Genomic DNA, 15386 nt, shown 5'->3' with positions numbered 1-15386 from the left:
GTTGTATGCGGGAACAGTGCCGCCTCGCAGTTCCGAGGGGGTTTCATGCGTCGCTTTCTGATTTCGACCGTCGCTGTTCTGGCGCTTTGCGCCGTCGCGCCCGCAGTCATGGCCCAGCAGGCCGCCGCGCCCGGGGCCGCAGCGGTTCAGGCCCAGAGCGAGGATGCGCGCCTCAACGCCTTTTTCGAGCAGGCCTTCCAGGATCGGATCGCCCTCAGCCCGCAGCAGATGACCTCGCTGGGGATCAAGACCGACTACGACAAGCTGGACGATGTCTCCGACGAGGCCTCGGCCCGTTCGCTGGCTCTGCAAGAAGCGCAGCTGGAGCAGATGAAGGCCGAGTTCGATCCGTCGAAGCTGAGCACCCAGAGCAAGCTGTCCTGGCGTCTGTTCGAGTACGGGGTGCAGCAGGCGCGCCTGTCGAACCAGTGGCGCGACTGGGGCTTCCAATTCGCGGCCAACGGCAATCCGACGACCAGCCTGCCGGTCTTCCTGATCAACAATCATCGCATCGCCAGCGTGTCGGACGCCGAGGCCTATGTCTCGCGCATCACCGAGGCCGAGCGCTACATGGGCCAGGTCGCGACGACGCTGAAGGCCCGCGCCGCCGAGGGTGTGGTCTCGCCCCGCTTTGTGTTCGCGCCCTCGATCGAGAACACCCGCAACGTCATCACCGGCGCGCCCTTCGATGGCGGCGCCGACAACCCGGTCTGGGCCGACTTCCAGAAGAAGGTCGGGGCGCTCGACGCCGATCAGGCGACCAAGGACCGACTGCTGGCCTCGGCCCGCGCCGCCCTGACCGGCCCCTACAAGCGCGGGTTCGATACGGTTCTGACGGCTCTGGCCGAGGTGCAGCCGATGGCCGACAGCGACGCGGGCGTGTGGCGACTGCCGAATGGCGAGGCCTATTACAACGCCCGCCTGCAGCTTTCGACCACGACCGACCTGACCGCCGATCAGATCCATCAGATTGGTCTGGACGAGGTGGCTCGCATCCAGCGCGAGATGGAGATCATCAAGGCCAGGGTCGGCTTCGACGGTTCGCTGCAGGATTTCTTCGTCTTCCTGAAGACCGATCCGCGCTTCCAGTATCCGAACACGGCGGAGGGCAAGGAGCAGTATCTGACCGACGCCCGCGCCTTCATCGCCCAGGTCATGGCGGTGGCGCCGCAGTGGTTCTCGACCTTGCCCAAGGCGGCGCTGGAGGTGAGGGCGGTCGAGCCCTTCCGTGAGGCTACGGCCTCCATCGCCTTCTACAACTCGCCGGCTCCCGACGGTTCGCGCCCCGGCATCTACTACGTCAACCTGTCGGACATGACCCAGGTGCTGAAGCCACAGATCGAGGGCATCAGCTATCACGAGGGCGCGCCGGGGCATCACTTCCAGATCGCCTATGCCCAGGAGATCGAGGGCCTGCCGCGATTCCGTCGCTTCGGCGGCTATGGCGCCTACGCCGAAGGCTGGGGCCTCTATGCCGAGCAACTGGGCAAGGAGATGGGCTTCTATCAGGACCCCTATTCCGATTTCGGCCGTCTCTCGACTGAGTTGTGGCGCGCGGTGCGTCTGGTGACGGACACCGGCCTGCACGCCAAGCGCTGGAGCCGCGAACAGGCCATGGACTATTTCCGCCAGAACTCGCTGCTGTCGGAGCGCGACATTCAGAAAGAAGTCGAGCGCTACATCACCAATCCCGGCCAGGCGACCAGCTACAAGATCGGGGAGCTGAAGATCGAGGAACTCCGCCACAAGGCCGAGGCGACCCTGGGCGACCGGTTCGACATCAAGGACTTCCACGCGGTGGTCCTCGGCTCCGGCTCGGTGCCGCTGGACGTCCTGACCGATCAGGTCGACGCCTGGATCGCGGCGGGTGGGGGCAAGCCCGCGCTCTGAGGCTCGCGCCATACTCTCGCATTTGGGCCGCTAGAACGGTAAAGGGCCGCCATGCCCTTTACCGCCACCGTCCTGACCATGTTCCCCGAGGCCTTTCCCGGGCCGCTCGGCGTGTCGCTGATTGGCACCGCCTGGCGCGAGAAGGGACTGTGGGACCTGCAGACGCTGGACATTCGCGCGTTTTCCGAAGATAAGCGCGGCTTCCTGGACGACACCCCCGCGGGTGGCGGCCCGGGTCAGGTGCTGAAAGCGGACGTGGTGGCCCGGGCTTTAGACAGCCTCGAAGGCCCGCCTCGGCCGCTTTTGTACATGAGCGCACGCGGTCGACCCCTGACGCAGGCGCGAGTGAAGGAATGGGCCAAGGCCGACGGCATCGTCGTGCTTTGCGGTCGTTTCGAGGGGGTGGACCAGCGGGTGCTCGACGCGCGCGGGTTCGAGGAGATTTCCGTCGGAAACGCAGTCCTGGCCGGTGGCGAGGCGGCGGCGATGGTGGCGATCGAGGCGTGCGTACGACTGGTCCCCGGTGTTCTAGGCGCGGCTGAAAGCCTGTCGTCCGAGAGCTTTGAGGATGGTCTTCTGGAACACCCGCAGTACACGCGACCGCGGACGTTCGAGGGGCACGACATTCCCGAGGTGCTGCTGTCGGGCGATCACAAGAAGATCGCGCAATGGCGAGAGGCGCAGCGGGAAGAGACCACGCGAGAACGGCGCCCGGACCTCTGGGCGGCGCATCTGGCGAAGACGGCTGCGGAGCCTGGCTCCGCCAAATCAAAGGCAAAGGGCGCTAAAGCCCGAGGAGAATAGATATGAACATCGTCCAGCAGATCGCTGCCGAAGAAAAAGCCCGCCTGCTCGAAGGCAAGACCATTCCTGACTTCCAGCCGGGCGACACCCTGCGCGTCCACGTGAAGATCAAGGAAGGCGAGCGCGAACGTATCCAGGCGTTCGAAGGCGTCTGCATCGCCCGCGACAGCGGCGGCATCAACGAGACCTTCACGGTCCGCAAGATTTCGTTCGGTGAAGGCGTGGAGCGTCGCTTCCCGATCCTGTCGCCGAACATCGACTCCATCGAAGTGAAGCGTCGCGGCGTCGTCCGTCGCGCCAAGCTGTACTACCTGCGCGACCGTCGCGGTAAGTCGGCCCGTATCGCCGAGCGTCAGACGGTTCGTCCGGCCAAGGGCGCGACCGTGCCGGTCACCGGTTCGGCCGACAAGGGCGACGAAGCTTAATCCAGCTTCGGCCCTGCGCGGAGAAGATCGAGGCCCCGGCGGAAACGCCGGGGCCTTTTTCCTGTTGGGCGCCTTCGCGCTATTGTGGATACAGCGGATTGTCTGCGTCGTGCTGCCCTTCCAGGCTGCGTCGCAAGAGATGCATCTCGTCATGGCCAGTTCTGACAGCGGCCTGGGCGCGACGGATGGTTTCGCGCGTCGTCGCCGACAGGGCCTGATCGTCCATAGCGCGGTCAAATCGAGCTTGAAGATGAGCCTCGCTGTTCTCGATGGAGCCGACGACCGAAGAGTCGTCCCGCATCAGGGCGTGCTTGATGTCCATGAAGGCGCGCTGGGCCTTGGCCAGAATCGAGCCTTCGTCCTCCGGCTGTCCGCCCATGCCCCGCACGGCGGCCTGCAGGTCCGAGGCGATCCGACGCCTCTCATCGCTGCGACGGACAAACAGATCGCGATAGCGGACGTCGTCCGTCTCTGCCGCTGCTTCGGCATAGCCATCGGCGCTGTCGATCAGGCCTTCCGCGAGGCTGTTCAGAACCTTGATGTCATGACTGTTGGGGCTGCTCACCAGAAACCTCCGTGGCTGACACAGGTGAAACCCGTGCCCTCGGCGAAGGTTGCCGAGGCGGCGTCTACAGCTTGGTGCGCAGCGACCACAGCTCCGGGAAACAGCGGCGCTTCAGCGTCTCGACCAGATAGCCGACGCCGTCGGTGCCGCCGGTGCCCTGACGACGGCCGATGATGCGCTCGACCGTGACCACATGCTTGTGGCGCCAGGTCAGCAGGGCGTCGTCCAGATCGACCAGCTTTTCGGCCAGTTGGTACAGGGGCCACCAGCGCTCTGTATCGCGATAGACCTCCAACCAGGCGGCCTCGACCCCTTCGGACGGCTCATAGGTCTGGCTGACGTCGCGGTTCAGCACCTCGGCGGGGACGGGCAGGCCGGCCAGCGACAGCTGGCGCAGGGCGTCGTCATAGAGGCTGGGCGCCTCCATGGCCGCCACCAGCGCGGCATGGGCCTCGGGCCGCTCGACGTGGAAGCGAAGAAAGCGTGGGTCCTTGAGGCCCAGCATGGTCTCCAGGCGACGGAACTGGTCGCTCTGGAACCCGGAGCTGGCGCCCAGGTCGCCGCGGAACTTCAGATAGTCGGACGGGGTCATGGTGGCCAGGATGTCCCAGCTCTGGGTCATGACGGCCTGGATCCGGCTGACGCGGGCCAGGCTCTTGTAGGCGGGAACCAGGTCGCCGGCACGGATCAGGCTCTGGGCCAGAGCCATTTCGTGCAGGATCTGCTTGAGCCACAGTTCCTTGGTCTGGTGGATGATGACGAACAGCATCTCGTCATGCTGGTCGGAGCGCGGATGCTGGGCGCTGAGCAGATCGTCAAGCGACAGATAGCCGGCGTAGGTGATGCCGGCCGGTTCATGCTTGGCGGCTTCGATCGCGTGGCCGCGAATATCTTTGGGTGCGTCGGTCATCCGTCACCTATCGCCGGATCAGGCCGCGAGGGCCAGCCCGGAGGCGGCGGAAAGATCAGTTGGCGGCGCGAGGCTCGTTGACGGCGGCGGCAGCCATCTGGCGACCGCTGTCGAAGGCGTCGCGTGCGCCTTTGTAGACGAAGCCGTAGGTCGGATAGACGGTGGTGCCCAGGGCGTTGATCGGATTGTACCAGACCTTGACCCGGCTCCAGTCGCCCGAGGGCGAGACGTCGACGACGGTGACGTTCTCCTCGACCTTGCCGCGGCTGCCGCCCCAGTTGGCGTGGGTTACGCGGATGACGCGGTCGGTCAGGATGTCGGAAACGACGGCGACGTGGCCCTTGTCCATGCGGCCGCTGGGCTGGAAGACCAGCACCGACCCGGTTTCCGGCGCGCGGCCGGTGCGGAACTTGTCGACCGCCTGGCGCCACCAGGTCCAGGCGTCGCCGAAGATGTTGATGCCCGAGAACATGCGGGCGAAGGTCACGCACTGCCAGTAGGGATCGTCAGCCTTGGCCGGCGCAGGGCCGATCGCAAAGAAACCAAGAGTCGCCGCAACCGCGGCGGCTGTGAGCCGTTTCATCATCTGGCGTGCTCCCGACTAAAACGCGGACCAAGCCTTAGACGATAGTGTCCGAAGGTTGAAGAACCGTTTCCGACTGTTTCGCTGCGTGATCCACAGGCGGCCTCCGCCGTTCGGCCATGCCGCGCAAGGCCTTGCGGGCGGGGCGTTCGATCAGATGGGAGGTGGCGGCGGCGGCGGCGATCAGGCCCAGAATAATCCCCAACCACACGAGAACGTGAAGCCGCTTGTCCTCAGCCCCGGTCGCGCGGGCGGCCAGATTGACCGCCAGAATCTGCCAGGGCGCGCAGACCATATAGACCGAGTAGCTGATCTCGCCGAGATAGACGGCAGGCTTCGACCCCAGCCAGCCGGCGCGGTCATGCGGGATCGAGGCGAGAGCCAGGATCAGCAGGCCGGCGGACAGAACCGTGATCGCGTCCCAAGCCTGGACTGAAGCGCTGGCGACCATGACCAGCGCAGCCATGGAGGCGAGAAGCCTGGCGCGGGGCAGGGGTGCGCGACGATAGACCAGATAGAGGGCGCAGCCGTAGGCGAAGCAGGGCACGATGCGCAGCGCGCCCCAGCGGAAGGTGGCCTCGGTGAGGGGGAAGCCGGCCAGACGCTCAAATGCGGCGTAGAGGCCCATCAGGAAAACCGCAGCGCCTGCCGTCGCCACCCAAGGCCGTTTGCGCAGCGGCCAGGCGGCGAGGGCGAACAGCGGGAAGGCCAGATAGGCGAACCACTCGGCCGAAATCGACCAGGATGGATGGTTCCAGCCCGCCTCATTGGCAAAGCCCCAGGCGTGCAGCATCAGCAGATGGGCCGGCAGAGTCTTCCAGCTGAGGACGCTGCCGTCGATGCTCATGCCGATGGCGACGGCCGCCAGTCCCAGGCCCATTACGCCCAGAAGGGTGAAAATATGTAGCGGATACACCCGCGCGATCCGCGCCCACAGAAATCCCCGATAGGAGAAACGCTTTTCGGCGAAGGCGTGCAGATAGACGTGGCTGAGGATAAAGCCGGACAACACGAAGAACAGCTCGACGCCCAGATAGCCCTTGGACGTCAAGTTCGGGATGAAGCCGACGTCGAGGTTAGGCCAAAAGGTGTAGAAGGCCACCCACAGCGCAGCCATGAAGCGGAGCGCCGTCAGCGGGCGAAGATCGACAGGCGTCTGAACCGGGGTCATGCGGCCACCATGGGATAGCGCCGCTTTGGGAAGCGTTAAGCGGCCTGAGGCTTTGGCTGCAAACCTTGCGCCAGACCGCCTATTCGACCCGCCCGCTTTCTCCCGCCGCCGCGATCGCAGCGCTCGAGGCGGCGCAACCCGTCAGGCTTTCGCCGCCGATCTCGACCTTGGCGGTAAGGGGGTAGGTGCGGTCGCTCATGCCGTCCGAGCAATCGGTGGACATCACGGTGACCGAGAGTTTGTTCCCGGCCTCGGTCTCGGTGGTCCAGGTCGCCACGGTGCCCTGCAAGATCGGGCCGGGGTTGGCGGCTTTCTGCTCGGGGCGATCGACGCCCGAATAGGTCAGGCCAGCGGGCGTGATCTCGACGGCCCAGAAAGGTTCGGTGCCCAGCACGCGCAAGGGCTGGTCCAGATCGACCTTGGCCAGGGTGCGGGCCTCGGCCGGAGCTGCCGGCGCCTTTTCAACGGGCTGCGAGCAGGCGGTCATGGCCAGGGCCGATAGAGCGCAGGGCAGGACAAGGCGCATGACGGGGCTCCGAGAGAAGATCAGTAGTTCAGATCGTTGTTGTCGGCGTCTTCCCGGCCGGGGTCCAGCCGATTGTCGACCTGATCGTCCCAGCCGTCGCGATCCGACCGAAAGGCGAGGCTCATCAGCAACCAGGCGAGACCGATGGCGCCGAGGACGCCCAGTCCCATGGCGATCCAGCCGTGGACGGACATCTGTCCGCCGTCGATCAACCGCCAGTATCCGGCCAGGCCGAGCGTGGCGGCTCCGGCTATGACGATCGCCAGGCCGAGGGCCAGCAGGAAGCGTCCTGCCGGACCTTCGGCCCGGGGCGTCTTCATCGCCTCAGATCAGCGCTGGACCCACTGGCCCGACGCGTTCTTGTACCATTGGCCCGAGTTGATGCGCGGCAGCAGCTGGGTTTCAAACATGCGGGCGCCCGCGACCTCGGCCGAGGTGCCGGCGTCGGCGGCGCTGCGAGCGTAGGCCTGACGACGGCCCGCATTAGTGGCGCTGACCGCAGCCTGGGTATCGGGCGCCACGGAGGTGCGGACGCCGAGGAAGCCGTCAGCCTGTTCGCCGACTGCGCCGGCGGCCTTGGCTTGGTCGACCAGGGCCTTCTGCGAGGCGGTCTGGGCCACGGCGGCGCCGGCGGCCACACCTAGGGCGGCGACAGCGGCGACGGCGACGAAGAGCTTGCGATGGTTCATATTCAGCCCCTTTCTTTCGGTCAGAACAGGTTGGGGTTTTCGCGCAGGAGGTTCTGCAGTTCCTGGTCGAGTTTGATGCGGATGTCGGCATCCAGTTTGGCGTAAATCTGAAGCGGTTCGCTGAACTTGATGTTCACCGTGGGCGCGCATGCAGCGACGCTGAGGGCGGCGAGGCCGAGCAGGGCGATCTGACGCTTGCTGATCATGGGGCCGATCTCCGAAGGCGGCGGTTGAGGTCGCGACGATCTAACGCCCCGGTGCGTGAATGGGTTCTGAACAAAGCGGCGCCGTATCTCAAGGGCTGATTGCGGGCGTTTCGCCGCGGCGCGCATACTCCAGCAGATCGGAGACGATCTGGTTGGCGTTCCACGTCGTGTCGAGCGTCAGGTCAATCGGCGTGTCCGACGGCAGGTTCAGCTTCTTGTTGAGGAAGTCGCGCCGGATCAGCTCCATCCAACTGAGACGAAGCTGTTCGCGCTCGGGCGGATCGTGCCGGCCATTGATGTGGAACCTGACGCCCAGACGGCCGCCGTCCAGGCTGTTGACCTCGGCGGACAGGCCGCTGATCGCCAGATCCTGCATGGCCTGATAGGCTAGGTCCTGCATGGTGTTGGGCGGCAGGGCTGCGCCATCAGCAACGCCGCCGCCGGCGGCCAGATCGTCGAAGACTTCGGGCTTGATGGACAGACGGCCGGGGCGCACGGCGTTCAGCACTCCGCCGCTGATGCGCCAGCCCACATCGGGGGCGTAGGTGAAAGGCAGGCGACCCGAGACTACCGAATCCAGCTGCGCCTTGTCCTGCAGATTGGCGCTCTTCATCAGCTCATTGAGCTGGACCTGTTCGACCAGGATGACCCCGCCCCAGGACTCGCCCGGTTTCAGCGGGATCTTGAAGGGCTCGATGCTGATGCGGCCCCCCGCCGCCTGAATCGCGCCGCCGGTCAGATCGAGGGAGGTCTCATCCAGGCCGAAGCGCAGGTCCAGGCCGGTCAGCGGCGTGAACGTCTCCAGGCGGTCCACCGTCAGGTGTTGGTCGGGGGCGGTGATCAGGGGCGTCAGGCTGGTGAACTCGACCCGGCCCTTCAAGCCCTGAACCTTGCCGGCCGGGCTGGTGAAGTCGAGTTCGGGGATGCTGGCGACGCCGGAACTGGTGGAAGCCGTCGGCGTCCAGTCGAAGCGGCCCTCGAACCCGACCGACCCCTCTACCGGCGACTTCAGGTAGTCCGCGGCCAGCGGGCTGAGGTCGTCGGGCTGCAGGCCGTACTGGGTGAAGGCCAGGTTGGGCGCGCTGATGGTGACCCCGCCCGCCTGCGCCTTGCCGTCGTGACGCAGGTCGATGCGGCCGATGGCGTGGTCCAGTCGTGTCAGGTCGAACCCGCCGCTCCAGACCTCGTCAGTCAGCTTCGCCTCGCCAGTCGCGGTCAGAGGCAGGAAACGCTGCGGGTCTGTCGTATCGGAGACCTGGGCGCTGGCGATGGTTGCGGTCATCGCCAGTCCTGTCGGCTTGCCGTCCACCACCAACCGTCCCTGAGCCTCCGAGAAGCGCATGGCCAGGAAGGGGGCGGTCGCAGCGACATCGGCCAGTCTTCCCTGTGCCCGCCAACCGCCGTCCGCTACGGTGATCAGCGGCGCGTCGGACGGGCAGAGGCGGCCGGTCGCCTGGGTCACGTCGTTCTCGCCCAGCTCCAGTCGCTCGATGCTGAGGGGGATGCAGTCTTTCGCTGTGTAGGTCAGGCGTCCGGCGTGGGAGGCCAGGTCGCCCCGGGTGGTCAGGGTGAGGTTGCGGGCAGGACCAAAGTCGAGCGCCGCCTCGCCTTCCAGCGTCGCGCGGAAACCGCCCGGCGTCAGACTCCATGACGGCACGAGGATCCGGGCCTCCGGCAGGCCGCCGCCGCGTTGCGCGGTCAGGCTGAGCGCGCCGCCGCCAGGCCGGCCGGGTTCAGCAAGGAACAGCGGTGTCCTGGCGGGCGTAAGGGTCAGGACGCCGCCGTTCGAGGGCCGCGCCGTGACCGGACGGGTCACGACCAGCGCCGTGCCGGCGCTGCCGGCCGAAAGCTCGATGCCGGGCGCGTCGACCGCGAAAGCGGACAGCGCCCGCTTCAATTCGGCCAATTCGGGCAAGTCGTCTTTCGCGGGGGCGCCGAGGCCGGACCACGAGGCGCGGGCGGCTGACAGGGCACCCGTGGCCGTCATTCGAGTCACCCCGTCGCGGACCATGTCGAACTCCAGCCGGCCGCGTGTCTGGTTCAGGGTGAGATCGCCCGAGGCCAGGCTGGCGGCGCTGACCGCCAGCGGGGCCTGCACCTCAAAGGCGGCGTCGCGTCCGCCCGCCGTCAGGCCGCCGGAGGTCAGAACGGCCCGGGTCAACGTAGCTCCGGCCGCCGTTCCGCTGTCCAGATGGATCGAGGCGGGCGAAGCGACCCGCCACTCCAGTCCGCGCTGATCGCGTTTCACGAGGATGTCGGCGCGGTCGAGGGAGAGATCGGCGTTGCGGGCCTTCATGCCCTGGCCCGTCAGGTCCCGGGCGCGCAGCCGGGTCTTCCCCTTGCCGACGACGCGGAAGGTTTCGATCCAGCCTTCGGTCACGCCGTCGAAGTCCAGGGTGGCTTCGGCCTGACGGCTCTCCAAGCCGGCCGCCGACAGGGAGTTTGCGGTCAGGCGGGCCGCGATGACAGCGCGTCCGTCGCCACGTCGCGCCTTCAGATCGGGGTAGGGCAGGTTGCCTGTCAGGTTCAATTTGGCCGCGGCACCGCCTGCGCCCGCCATGGCGAAACGATCGGCTGCAGCGTCTATCTTCACCGCGACGCGGTCGCCGCTTGTGGTCAGGTCGACAGTGGCGCTCAGTCCGCGTGCCTCGACCTCGCCGCTCTTCAGCGAGGCAGCCGGCAGGCGCGCTTTCAACTGCAACAGTCGGCTGTTGTCGATGCGCGCGTCGGCCAAGACCTGGAGCGGGCCATACTCGGTGTCGATGCGGGCGCGGACCTGCTCGACGATGATCAGAGGCGCGCGGCTGTCGGGGCGGGGCGGTCGCGCGGTGAACTCCGCCACCAGCGGGTCCAGCGATCCCAGCGACAGCTTGCCGCCCTTCCAACTGGCGCGCGCCAGGGGGCGGACCATACGGATGCGGCTGGGCGTGACACCCAGGCCGGTCTTGGACCACGGCATGCCAAGGGTGTAGTCGACCTCGACCCGTTCAACCTTGAAGTCCGGGTTCCGAGGATCGCCGATGGTGATCTTGCCGACGAAGCCGTCGATTTCCAGATGTTCCACTTCGACGTCCGCATCAATCCCCTTGCGATCCAGCCAGCCGACCAGAAGCTCGCGGGCTGCGGCGCGGCGGTTAAGATAAAGGGCGGTCGCCAGAACGATCAGCAGCAGCAGGCCGATCATCCCGGCGATCAGCACGGTCCGGGCGACAGATCGTCTGACGCGGCGCGGAGGGGAGGCGGGAAGCTCGTCGGTCAAGGCTGTGGAGAGTCCGTCGGCGATAGGAGATCTAACAACGCCACAGAACGCGCAGCAAAAACAGGCGTTGCTGTTTGAACACTGGTCGTGGCGTGGCGGTCACTGTTCAGTCAAGCAAGGCGAGAAAAGGGCCGTTGTCCGCCGATGATTCATGAAAAACGGTGGAATACTTGATGTGGCGGCGGCCAAGTTAACCAATTGTAACCTGCGCGCTTCCCAAGATGGGACGGACGGGCTATATCGCTCGCTTCGTGTCTCCGGGGCTGCCGGGCGCGATCCATAATTCGAATGGTTTGGCGCCAGTACGGCGTCGTCGATTGCCGGGGACCGATGGCTCAGTTCGATCCGCGCCGCCAGCCCATACGGCTTGCGCCGCATCTCCTGACGACAGCTGCAGCTGTGGCCATCGCTCTGGTGGCGGGGCAAGCTTATGAACCGGTCCGCGCCGAGGAAGTTCCGGCGCTGACCTCGGAACAGATCGCCTATCTCGAGACCCAGGCCTACGCCGCCGCTGGCGCGCCGGCCGGTCTGACGACCCCAGAAGCCATTCCGGTTCAGATCCGTCGCGGCGAAACCTTCGAGCAGGCCGTGCGTCGCACCGGCATCGGCGCCGAAGAAGCCAGCGCCGTCGCCGCCACCATCGCCAGCGCCTTTGACCTCAAGGATATGCGCGCCGGTCTGAAGTTCGAGACCGCCGTCTCCAAGCCGCGCGGCGGCCGTGGCGACGCCCGCCTGATCGGTCTAACCATGCGCACCGGTCCGGCCAGCCAGCTGACCGTGTCGCGCAGCTTCGACGGCGCTCTGCGCCTGCGCGCCCTCGACGAAAAGGTCACGCACGAAACCGTCGTCGCCAATGACAAGGTCCAGCGTTCGTTGTCGGCCAGCGCCCGGGAACTGGGCGCCACCTCGGCGGTGGTCCGTCGCGCCAGTCAGCTGTTCGCGCACAAGTTCGACATGCAGCGCGACGTGCGCGCCTCGGACGAGTTCACCCTGGTCTTCGATCGCTCGGTGACCGAAGCGGGTCGCACGGTCGAGACCGGCGAACTGCTGTACGCCGAGCTGAAGGGCCACGCCTTCTACCGCTATCAGCGCCCTGGCGCGAAGACGGCGGAATATTTCGACGCCACCGGCAAGAACACGCGCACCGCCATGATGCGCACCCCGCTGACCAGCTTCCGCCGCGTCAGCTCCAACTTCGGCGTTCGCACCCACCCCATCTCCGGCTATCGCAAGATGCACCAGGGCATGGACTTCGCCGCCACCACCGGCACGCCCGTCGTGGCGCCCGCTGACGGCGTGGTGGTCGAGGCCCGTCGCTGGGGCGGTTACGGCAACTGGCTGCGCATCCGCCACGCCAATGGTCTGGAAAGCGGTTACGGTCACCTGTCGCGTTACGGCTCCGGTATCCGCGCCGGCCAGCGCGTGTCGCAGGGCCAGGTCGTCGCCTATGTGGGGTCGACCGGCGCCTCCACCGGGCCGCACCTGCACTACGAAATCTGGCGCAACGGCCAGCGGATCAATCCGTCCGGCATCAAGACCCAGGAAGGCACCGTCCTGGCGGGCGCTGATCTGGCGGCGTTCCGCGCTGAGAAGGCCCGGATCGACCGTATCATCGCCGCCGGCGGCCAGCGCCGCCCCGTGGTGCAGCAGGCCTCGGCCTCGGGGCTGCGTTCCGTCGAAGGCTGATCAGCCAAGCCGGGAAGGGGTGAAGACCTCTTCCTATCCCACCAGCACAGGCGTTCGACCCTGGGTCGGGCACTGGACGCCGTGCACGCGCACGTCGGCCTCGCCCAGCTTCAGGCCTAGAAGGTCGAGCAGGGGTTGAACCACGCCGTCCAGCGCCGGGCCCAGCGGTGTCAGCAGCACGCCCAGGGTGGATACCAGATTGCCCAGGCCAAGCCCGCCCAGGGGGCCTAGACCTACATCCACCTCCAGGCGCTGCAACAGGCTGACGATCAGGCCGTTGATGAAGCCGCGTGACTGCACCGATTTGGTCGTCTGGCTCGCAATATCGGCGGAGTTGAAGGTCGCCCGCCGCCAGTCCAGGTCGGCGATCTCCACATCGCCATGGGCGGTCACGGTCACCAGGTTCAATACCGACACCAGGGTGGCGGGTGTGCTGCTCAGCGGCGTTTTGAAGTTCTTCAGCTTCGACTTGTCGATCGCGCCGACGCGCGCGCGCGCCAGGCCGGGTCGCACGTCCAGTGTGACGGATGGCTCTCCGCCGCAGTCGATCCGGCTCAGTTTCGCCTCGGACGCGGCGGCTTCGATCAGGATCGGCAGCTTGACCTGAGCGAGGCCGGCAAGCTTCTGGGTCGTGAGCGCCTCGATATAGATCCGGGCCTGGGCCGTGCGAATGATCGGCTCGTCCTTGCCGGTGATCGTGAGCCAGGGCGACTTGTTCGGCCGTTCGCCAATCGCCAGCAGGATGTCCAGATCGGCCAGTCCGGCGCGCGCGCCGAGATCCAGGGCCAACTGACGGTCGCCGTTGGCTGTCTCCAGCGACGCCATGATCAGGTCCAGGACGGAGACGTCGGCCCTCAGGGCCTCACGCAGTCCTTGCTTGGCGACCGCATCCACGCCGATCAGGTCTTTCAGCCTGAACTTGGCGTCTATCGGCGCCTGGGTCAGGCGGTTGAGGATGCTGCGGGTATCTGCGCCGGCTATCGATTCCAGGGCGTTGAGGGCTTGTCCAGCCGTCAGCTCCTGTTCGAACAATGCGTCGTAGTCCCCGGCCGTCACGTCCAACTCCGTCGCCAGGGCGTCTGAAAACTGCAGCAGATCGACCCGGGCGCCGGCCAGGGCGCGGTAATCCATCACGGTCAGCGAGACCTGGCTGCCCAGCAACCCGGACAGCAAGGTGTTGGCCAGGCCGCCGTCCAGGCTCGCCAGGCGTGAGCCGATGGAGAAGATGGCCTGGGACTCGCCGCCCGGAATGGCGGCGGTGGCTGTCTTGCGCACGGCGATGCTGTCCCGGTTCAGCACCCATCGTCCGAAGAACAGGGGGGCGGGGGCCGTCACCTCGACCCGGGCGGCGTTGGGGCGGGGCGCTGCGGTGCTGAACCGCTCGTCGGGCTCAAGGCGGGGGTCAGCGACATAGCCGCCTGTCGTCACGCTGACTCGTTGTACGTCGGGCAGGTTGGCGACAGCTGTGGCCTGGGCGGCGGCGTTGGCGCGCGCCAGGTCGTGCGCGGCGGCCATGGCCGACAGATCGGCCGCACCCTGGATCTGACGCGCCTTCAACGAGATCGAGCCCACGTCCACGGCCAGCGCGGCGAGCACGCATAGCAGGCCCCCAAAGGCGGCCGTCATGATGGCCACGCCGCCGCTCCTGTCGCCAATCCAGGCGGGCGTCATTTCAGTAGCCTTCCAGGCGGACGATCGCTGTCCGCCGAATAATTCGGGGCGGGGAGGGCACGATGGCCGCCAGAGCCATCAGGGGATGGTCGCTGATATCGTAGGCGACGTTTACGCGGATCAGGCCGGAGGTGCTTTCAACCTCCACGGCGGCGCGGTCCGCTCTCAGGCCGAGGTCTTTAATCTGAACGCCGACGAATCCTCGGGCCAGCGTCTCCCGCTCGATAGGATCGAGACCCGCGATCGCCGCCCTCGCCCCCTCCGACGCCAGGGACTGGACGCTGTGCGCCATCCAGAACCATCCGCCGTAAACGACCATGCCCAGCATCATCAGAATGAGCAGCGGCGCCACCATGGCGAACTCGATCGCGGCCACGCCGCGTCGGTCACTACTGCTACGAGAAGAGGGAAAGCGGCGTCTCATGATCAGCCCTCACCTATATAAGGTGATAAAGCTAGAACTGGCACCGTTAAGCGGTGGTGAAAGCGCACATCTAAAGGCGACCCAAGCGGATCACCTTATCAAGTCGATGGAAGAGGAAAGTGGCGCACCCGAAGAGAGACTTGGGTTGCTCAGCCTTTTGCGGTGGCTGGGTGTCGTCGGCCACGGTCCCGATACGGCTCTCTTCACCGTGGTCGATCGTCGGATCGAGGTCGTTGGTCTTGGCGGCGTCCAGGCTGGCGGACTCTGTCGGGGCGGTCATGCTGCGACGATTCCCATGTGGGTTGTCCTGACCGTCTCCAGGGACCGTTGGATAGCCGTCACCGTGGTCGTGCTGGCCTTGTGAAGGCGGGCGGTGGCACGGATGCCCATACCGTCGATCAACGACTTCCTGATCGCCTCCGCACGGTCGTCGGGCATGGGCTTTCGACCGCTCTTCCTGGTCGATCGACGAAGGCCCGACATGATGCGTTCCCGGATCATCGCTCGCTCGAATTCGGCGAACACGCTGAGCATCTGGAACATCATCCGGCCTGATGGCGTGCTGGTGTCCAGCCCC

General features: G+C 66.5%; 17 protein-coding genes. 4 read left to right on the top strand and 13 right to left on the bottom strand.

The features are described from left to right. Positions 1 to 45 precede the first annotated feature (45 nt). Genes B4A39_RS10810 through rplS form a run of 3 tightly spaced genes read left to right on the top strand, consistent with a single transcriptional unit; the run spans position 46 to position 3119 of the window. A complete protein-coding gene (locus B4A39_RS10810; RefSeq protein WP_292036487.1) occupies positions 46 to 1890 on the top strand; it encodes a DUF885 domain-containing protein in 1845 nt (614 codons plus the stop codon). 51 nt (positions 1891 to 1941) lie between these two features. After that, entirely contained in the window at positions 1942 to 2694 is a 753-nt protein-coding gene (gene trmD, locus B4A39_RS10805) for a tRNA (guanosine(37)-N1)-methyltransferase TrmD (RefSeq protein ID WP_292036485.1), read from the top strand. 2 nt (positions 2695 to 2696) lie between these two features. After that, positions 2697 to 3119, top strand: coding sequence for a 50S ribosomal protein L19 (gene rplS / locus B4A39_RS10800; protein WP_292036483.1), 423 nt, complete (start codon positions 2697 to 2699; stop codon positions 3117 to 3119). 79 nt (positions 3120 to 3198) lie between these two features. Here the strand turns inward: rplS and B4A39_RS10795 are convergent, their stop codons facing one another. The 9 genes from B4A39_RS10795 to B4A39_RS10755 all read right to left on the bottom strand — a co-directional run bounded on the left by B4A39_RS10795 (position 3199) and on the right by B4A39_RS10755 (position 11028). Continuing rightward, a complete protein-coding gene (locus tag B4A39_RS10795; RefSeq protein WP_292036481.1) occupies positions 3199 to 3684 on the bottom strand; it encodes a PA2169 family four-helix-bundle protein in 486 nt (161 codons plus the stop codon). Between the two features lie 64 nt (positions 3685 to 3748). After that, complete coding sequence (locus tag B4A39_RS10790; protein WP_292036479.1) at positions 3749 to 4594, bottom strand: tryptophan 2,3-dioxygenase; 846 nt, start codon at positions 4592 to 4594, stop codon at positions 3749 to 3751. 55 nt (positions 4595 to 4649) lie between these two features. Beyond that, positions 4650 to 5177 carry a CHAP domain-containing protein gene (locus tag B4A39_RS10785; RefSeq protein WP_292036477.1) on the bottom strand — a complete coding sequence of 176 codons (528 nt, stop codon included), beginning with the start codon at positions 5175 to 5177 and terminating at the stop codon, positions 4650 to 4652. Positions 5178 to 5214: 37 nt separating this feature from the next. Further along, a complete protein-coding gene (locus B4A39_RS10780; RefSeq protein ID WP_292036475.1) occupies positions 5215 to 6348 on the bottom strand; it encodes an acyltransferase family protein in 1134 nt (377 codons plus the stop codon). A gap of 79 nt (positions 6349 to 6427) precedes the next feature. Continuing rightward, entirely contained in the window at positions 6428 to 6874 is a 447-nt protein-coding gene (locus B4A39_RS10775; RefSeq protein WP_292036474.1) for a COG3650 family protein, read from the bottom strand. Positions 6875 to 6894: 20 nt separating this feature from the next. Next, entirely contained in the window at positions 6895 to 7194 is a 300-nt protein-coding gene (locus B4A39_RS10770; protein ID WP_292036472.1) for a hypothetical protein, read from the bottom strand. A 9-nt stretch (positions 7195 to 7203) separates the two neighbouring features. Beyond that, the gene (locus B4A39_RS10765; RefSeq protein ID WP_292036471.1) at positions 7204 to 7563 is read right to left on the bottom strand and encodes a YdbL family protein; all 360 of its coding nucleotides are present in this window, start codon (positions 7561 to 7563) and stop codon (positions 7204 to 7206) included. A gap of 20 nt (positions 7564 to 7583) precedes the next feature. Continuing rightward, positions 7584 to 7769 (bottom strand): YnbE family lipoprotein, encoded by a 186-nt coding sequence (locus B4A39_RS10760; protein WP_292036469.1) that lies wholly within the window; start codon positions 7767 to 7769, stop codon positions 7584 to 7586. Between the two features lie 88 nt (positions 7770 to 7857). Beyond that, positions 7858 to 11028 (bottom strand): intermembrane phospholipid transport protein YdbH family protein, encoded by a 3171-nt coding sequence (locus tag B4A39_RS10755; RefSeq protein WP_292036467.1) that lies wholly within the window; start codon positions 11026 to 11028, stop codon positions 7858 to 7860. 288 nt (positions 11029 to 11316) lie between these two features. Between B4A39_RS10755 and B4A39_RS10750 the strand changes: the two genes are divergently transcribed. After that, positions 11317 to 12714, top strand: a complete 1398-nt coding sequence (locus tag B4A39_RS10750) for a M23 family metallopeptidase (RefSeq protein WP_292036464.1) — start codon at positions 11317 to 11319, stop codon at positions 12712 to 12714. A 33-nt stretch (positions 12715 to 12747) separates the two neighbouring features. On the opposite strand, the gene B4A39_RS10745 is transcribed toward B4A39_RS10750, so the two are convergent. The 4 genes from B4A39_RS10745 to B4A39_RS10730 all read right to left on the bottom strand — a co-directional run. Then, on the bottom strand, positions 12748 to 14385 hold the full coding sequence (locus B4A39_RS10745; protein WP_292036463.1) for a TadG family pilus assembly protein: 1638 nt from the start codon (positions 14383 to 14385) through the stop codon (positions 12748 to 12750). 1 nt (position 14386) lies between these two features. Further along, positions 14387 to 14761 carry a TadE/TadG family type IV pilus assembly protein gene (locus tag B4A39_RS10740; RefSeq protein ID WP_292036461.1) on the bottom strand — a complete coding sequence of 125 codons (375 nt, stop codon included), beginning with the start codon at positions 14759 to 14761 and terminating at the stop codon, positions 14387 to 14389. A gap of 118 nt (positions 14762 to 14879) precedes the next feature. Further along, the gene (locus tag B4A39_RS10735; protein WP_292036459.1) at positions 14880 to 15089 is read right to left on the bottom strand and encodes a hypothetical protein; all 210 of its coding nucleotides are present in this window, start codon (positions 15087 to 15089) and stop codon (positions 14880 to 14882) included. After that, positions 15086 to 15386: recombinase family protein (locus B4A39_RS10730; protein WP_292036457.1), on the bottom strand; the 301-nt coding region annotated here is incomplete at its 5' end. The genes B4A39_RS10730 and B4A39_RS10735, both read right to left, overlap by 4 nt.

The organism is Brevundimonas sp. UBA4553 (assembly GCF_002387245.1).
Lineage (GTDB): Bacteria > Pseudomonadota > Alphaproteobacteria > Caulobacterales > Caulobacteraceae > Brevundimonas.
Note: the sequence above shows the minus strand (reverse complement) of the source record. Positions and strands in the feature narration are given on the sequence as shown.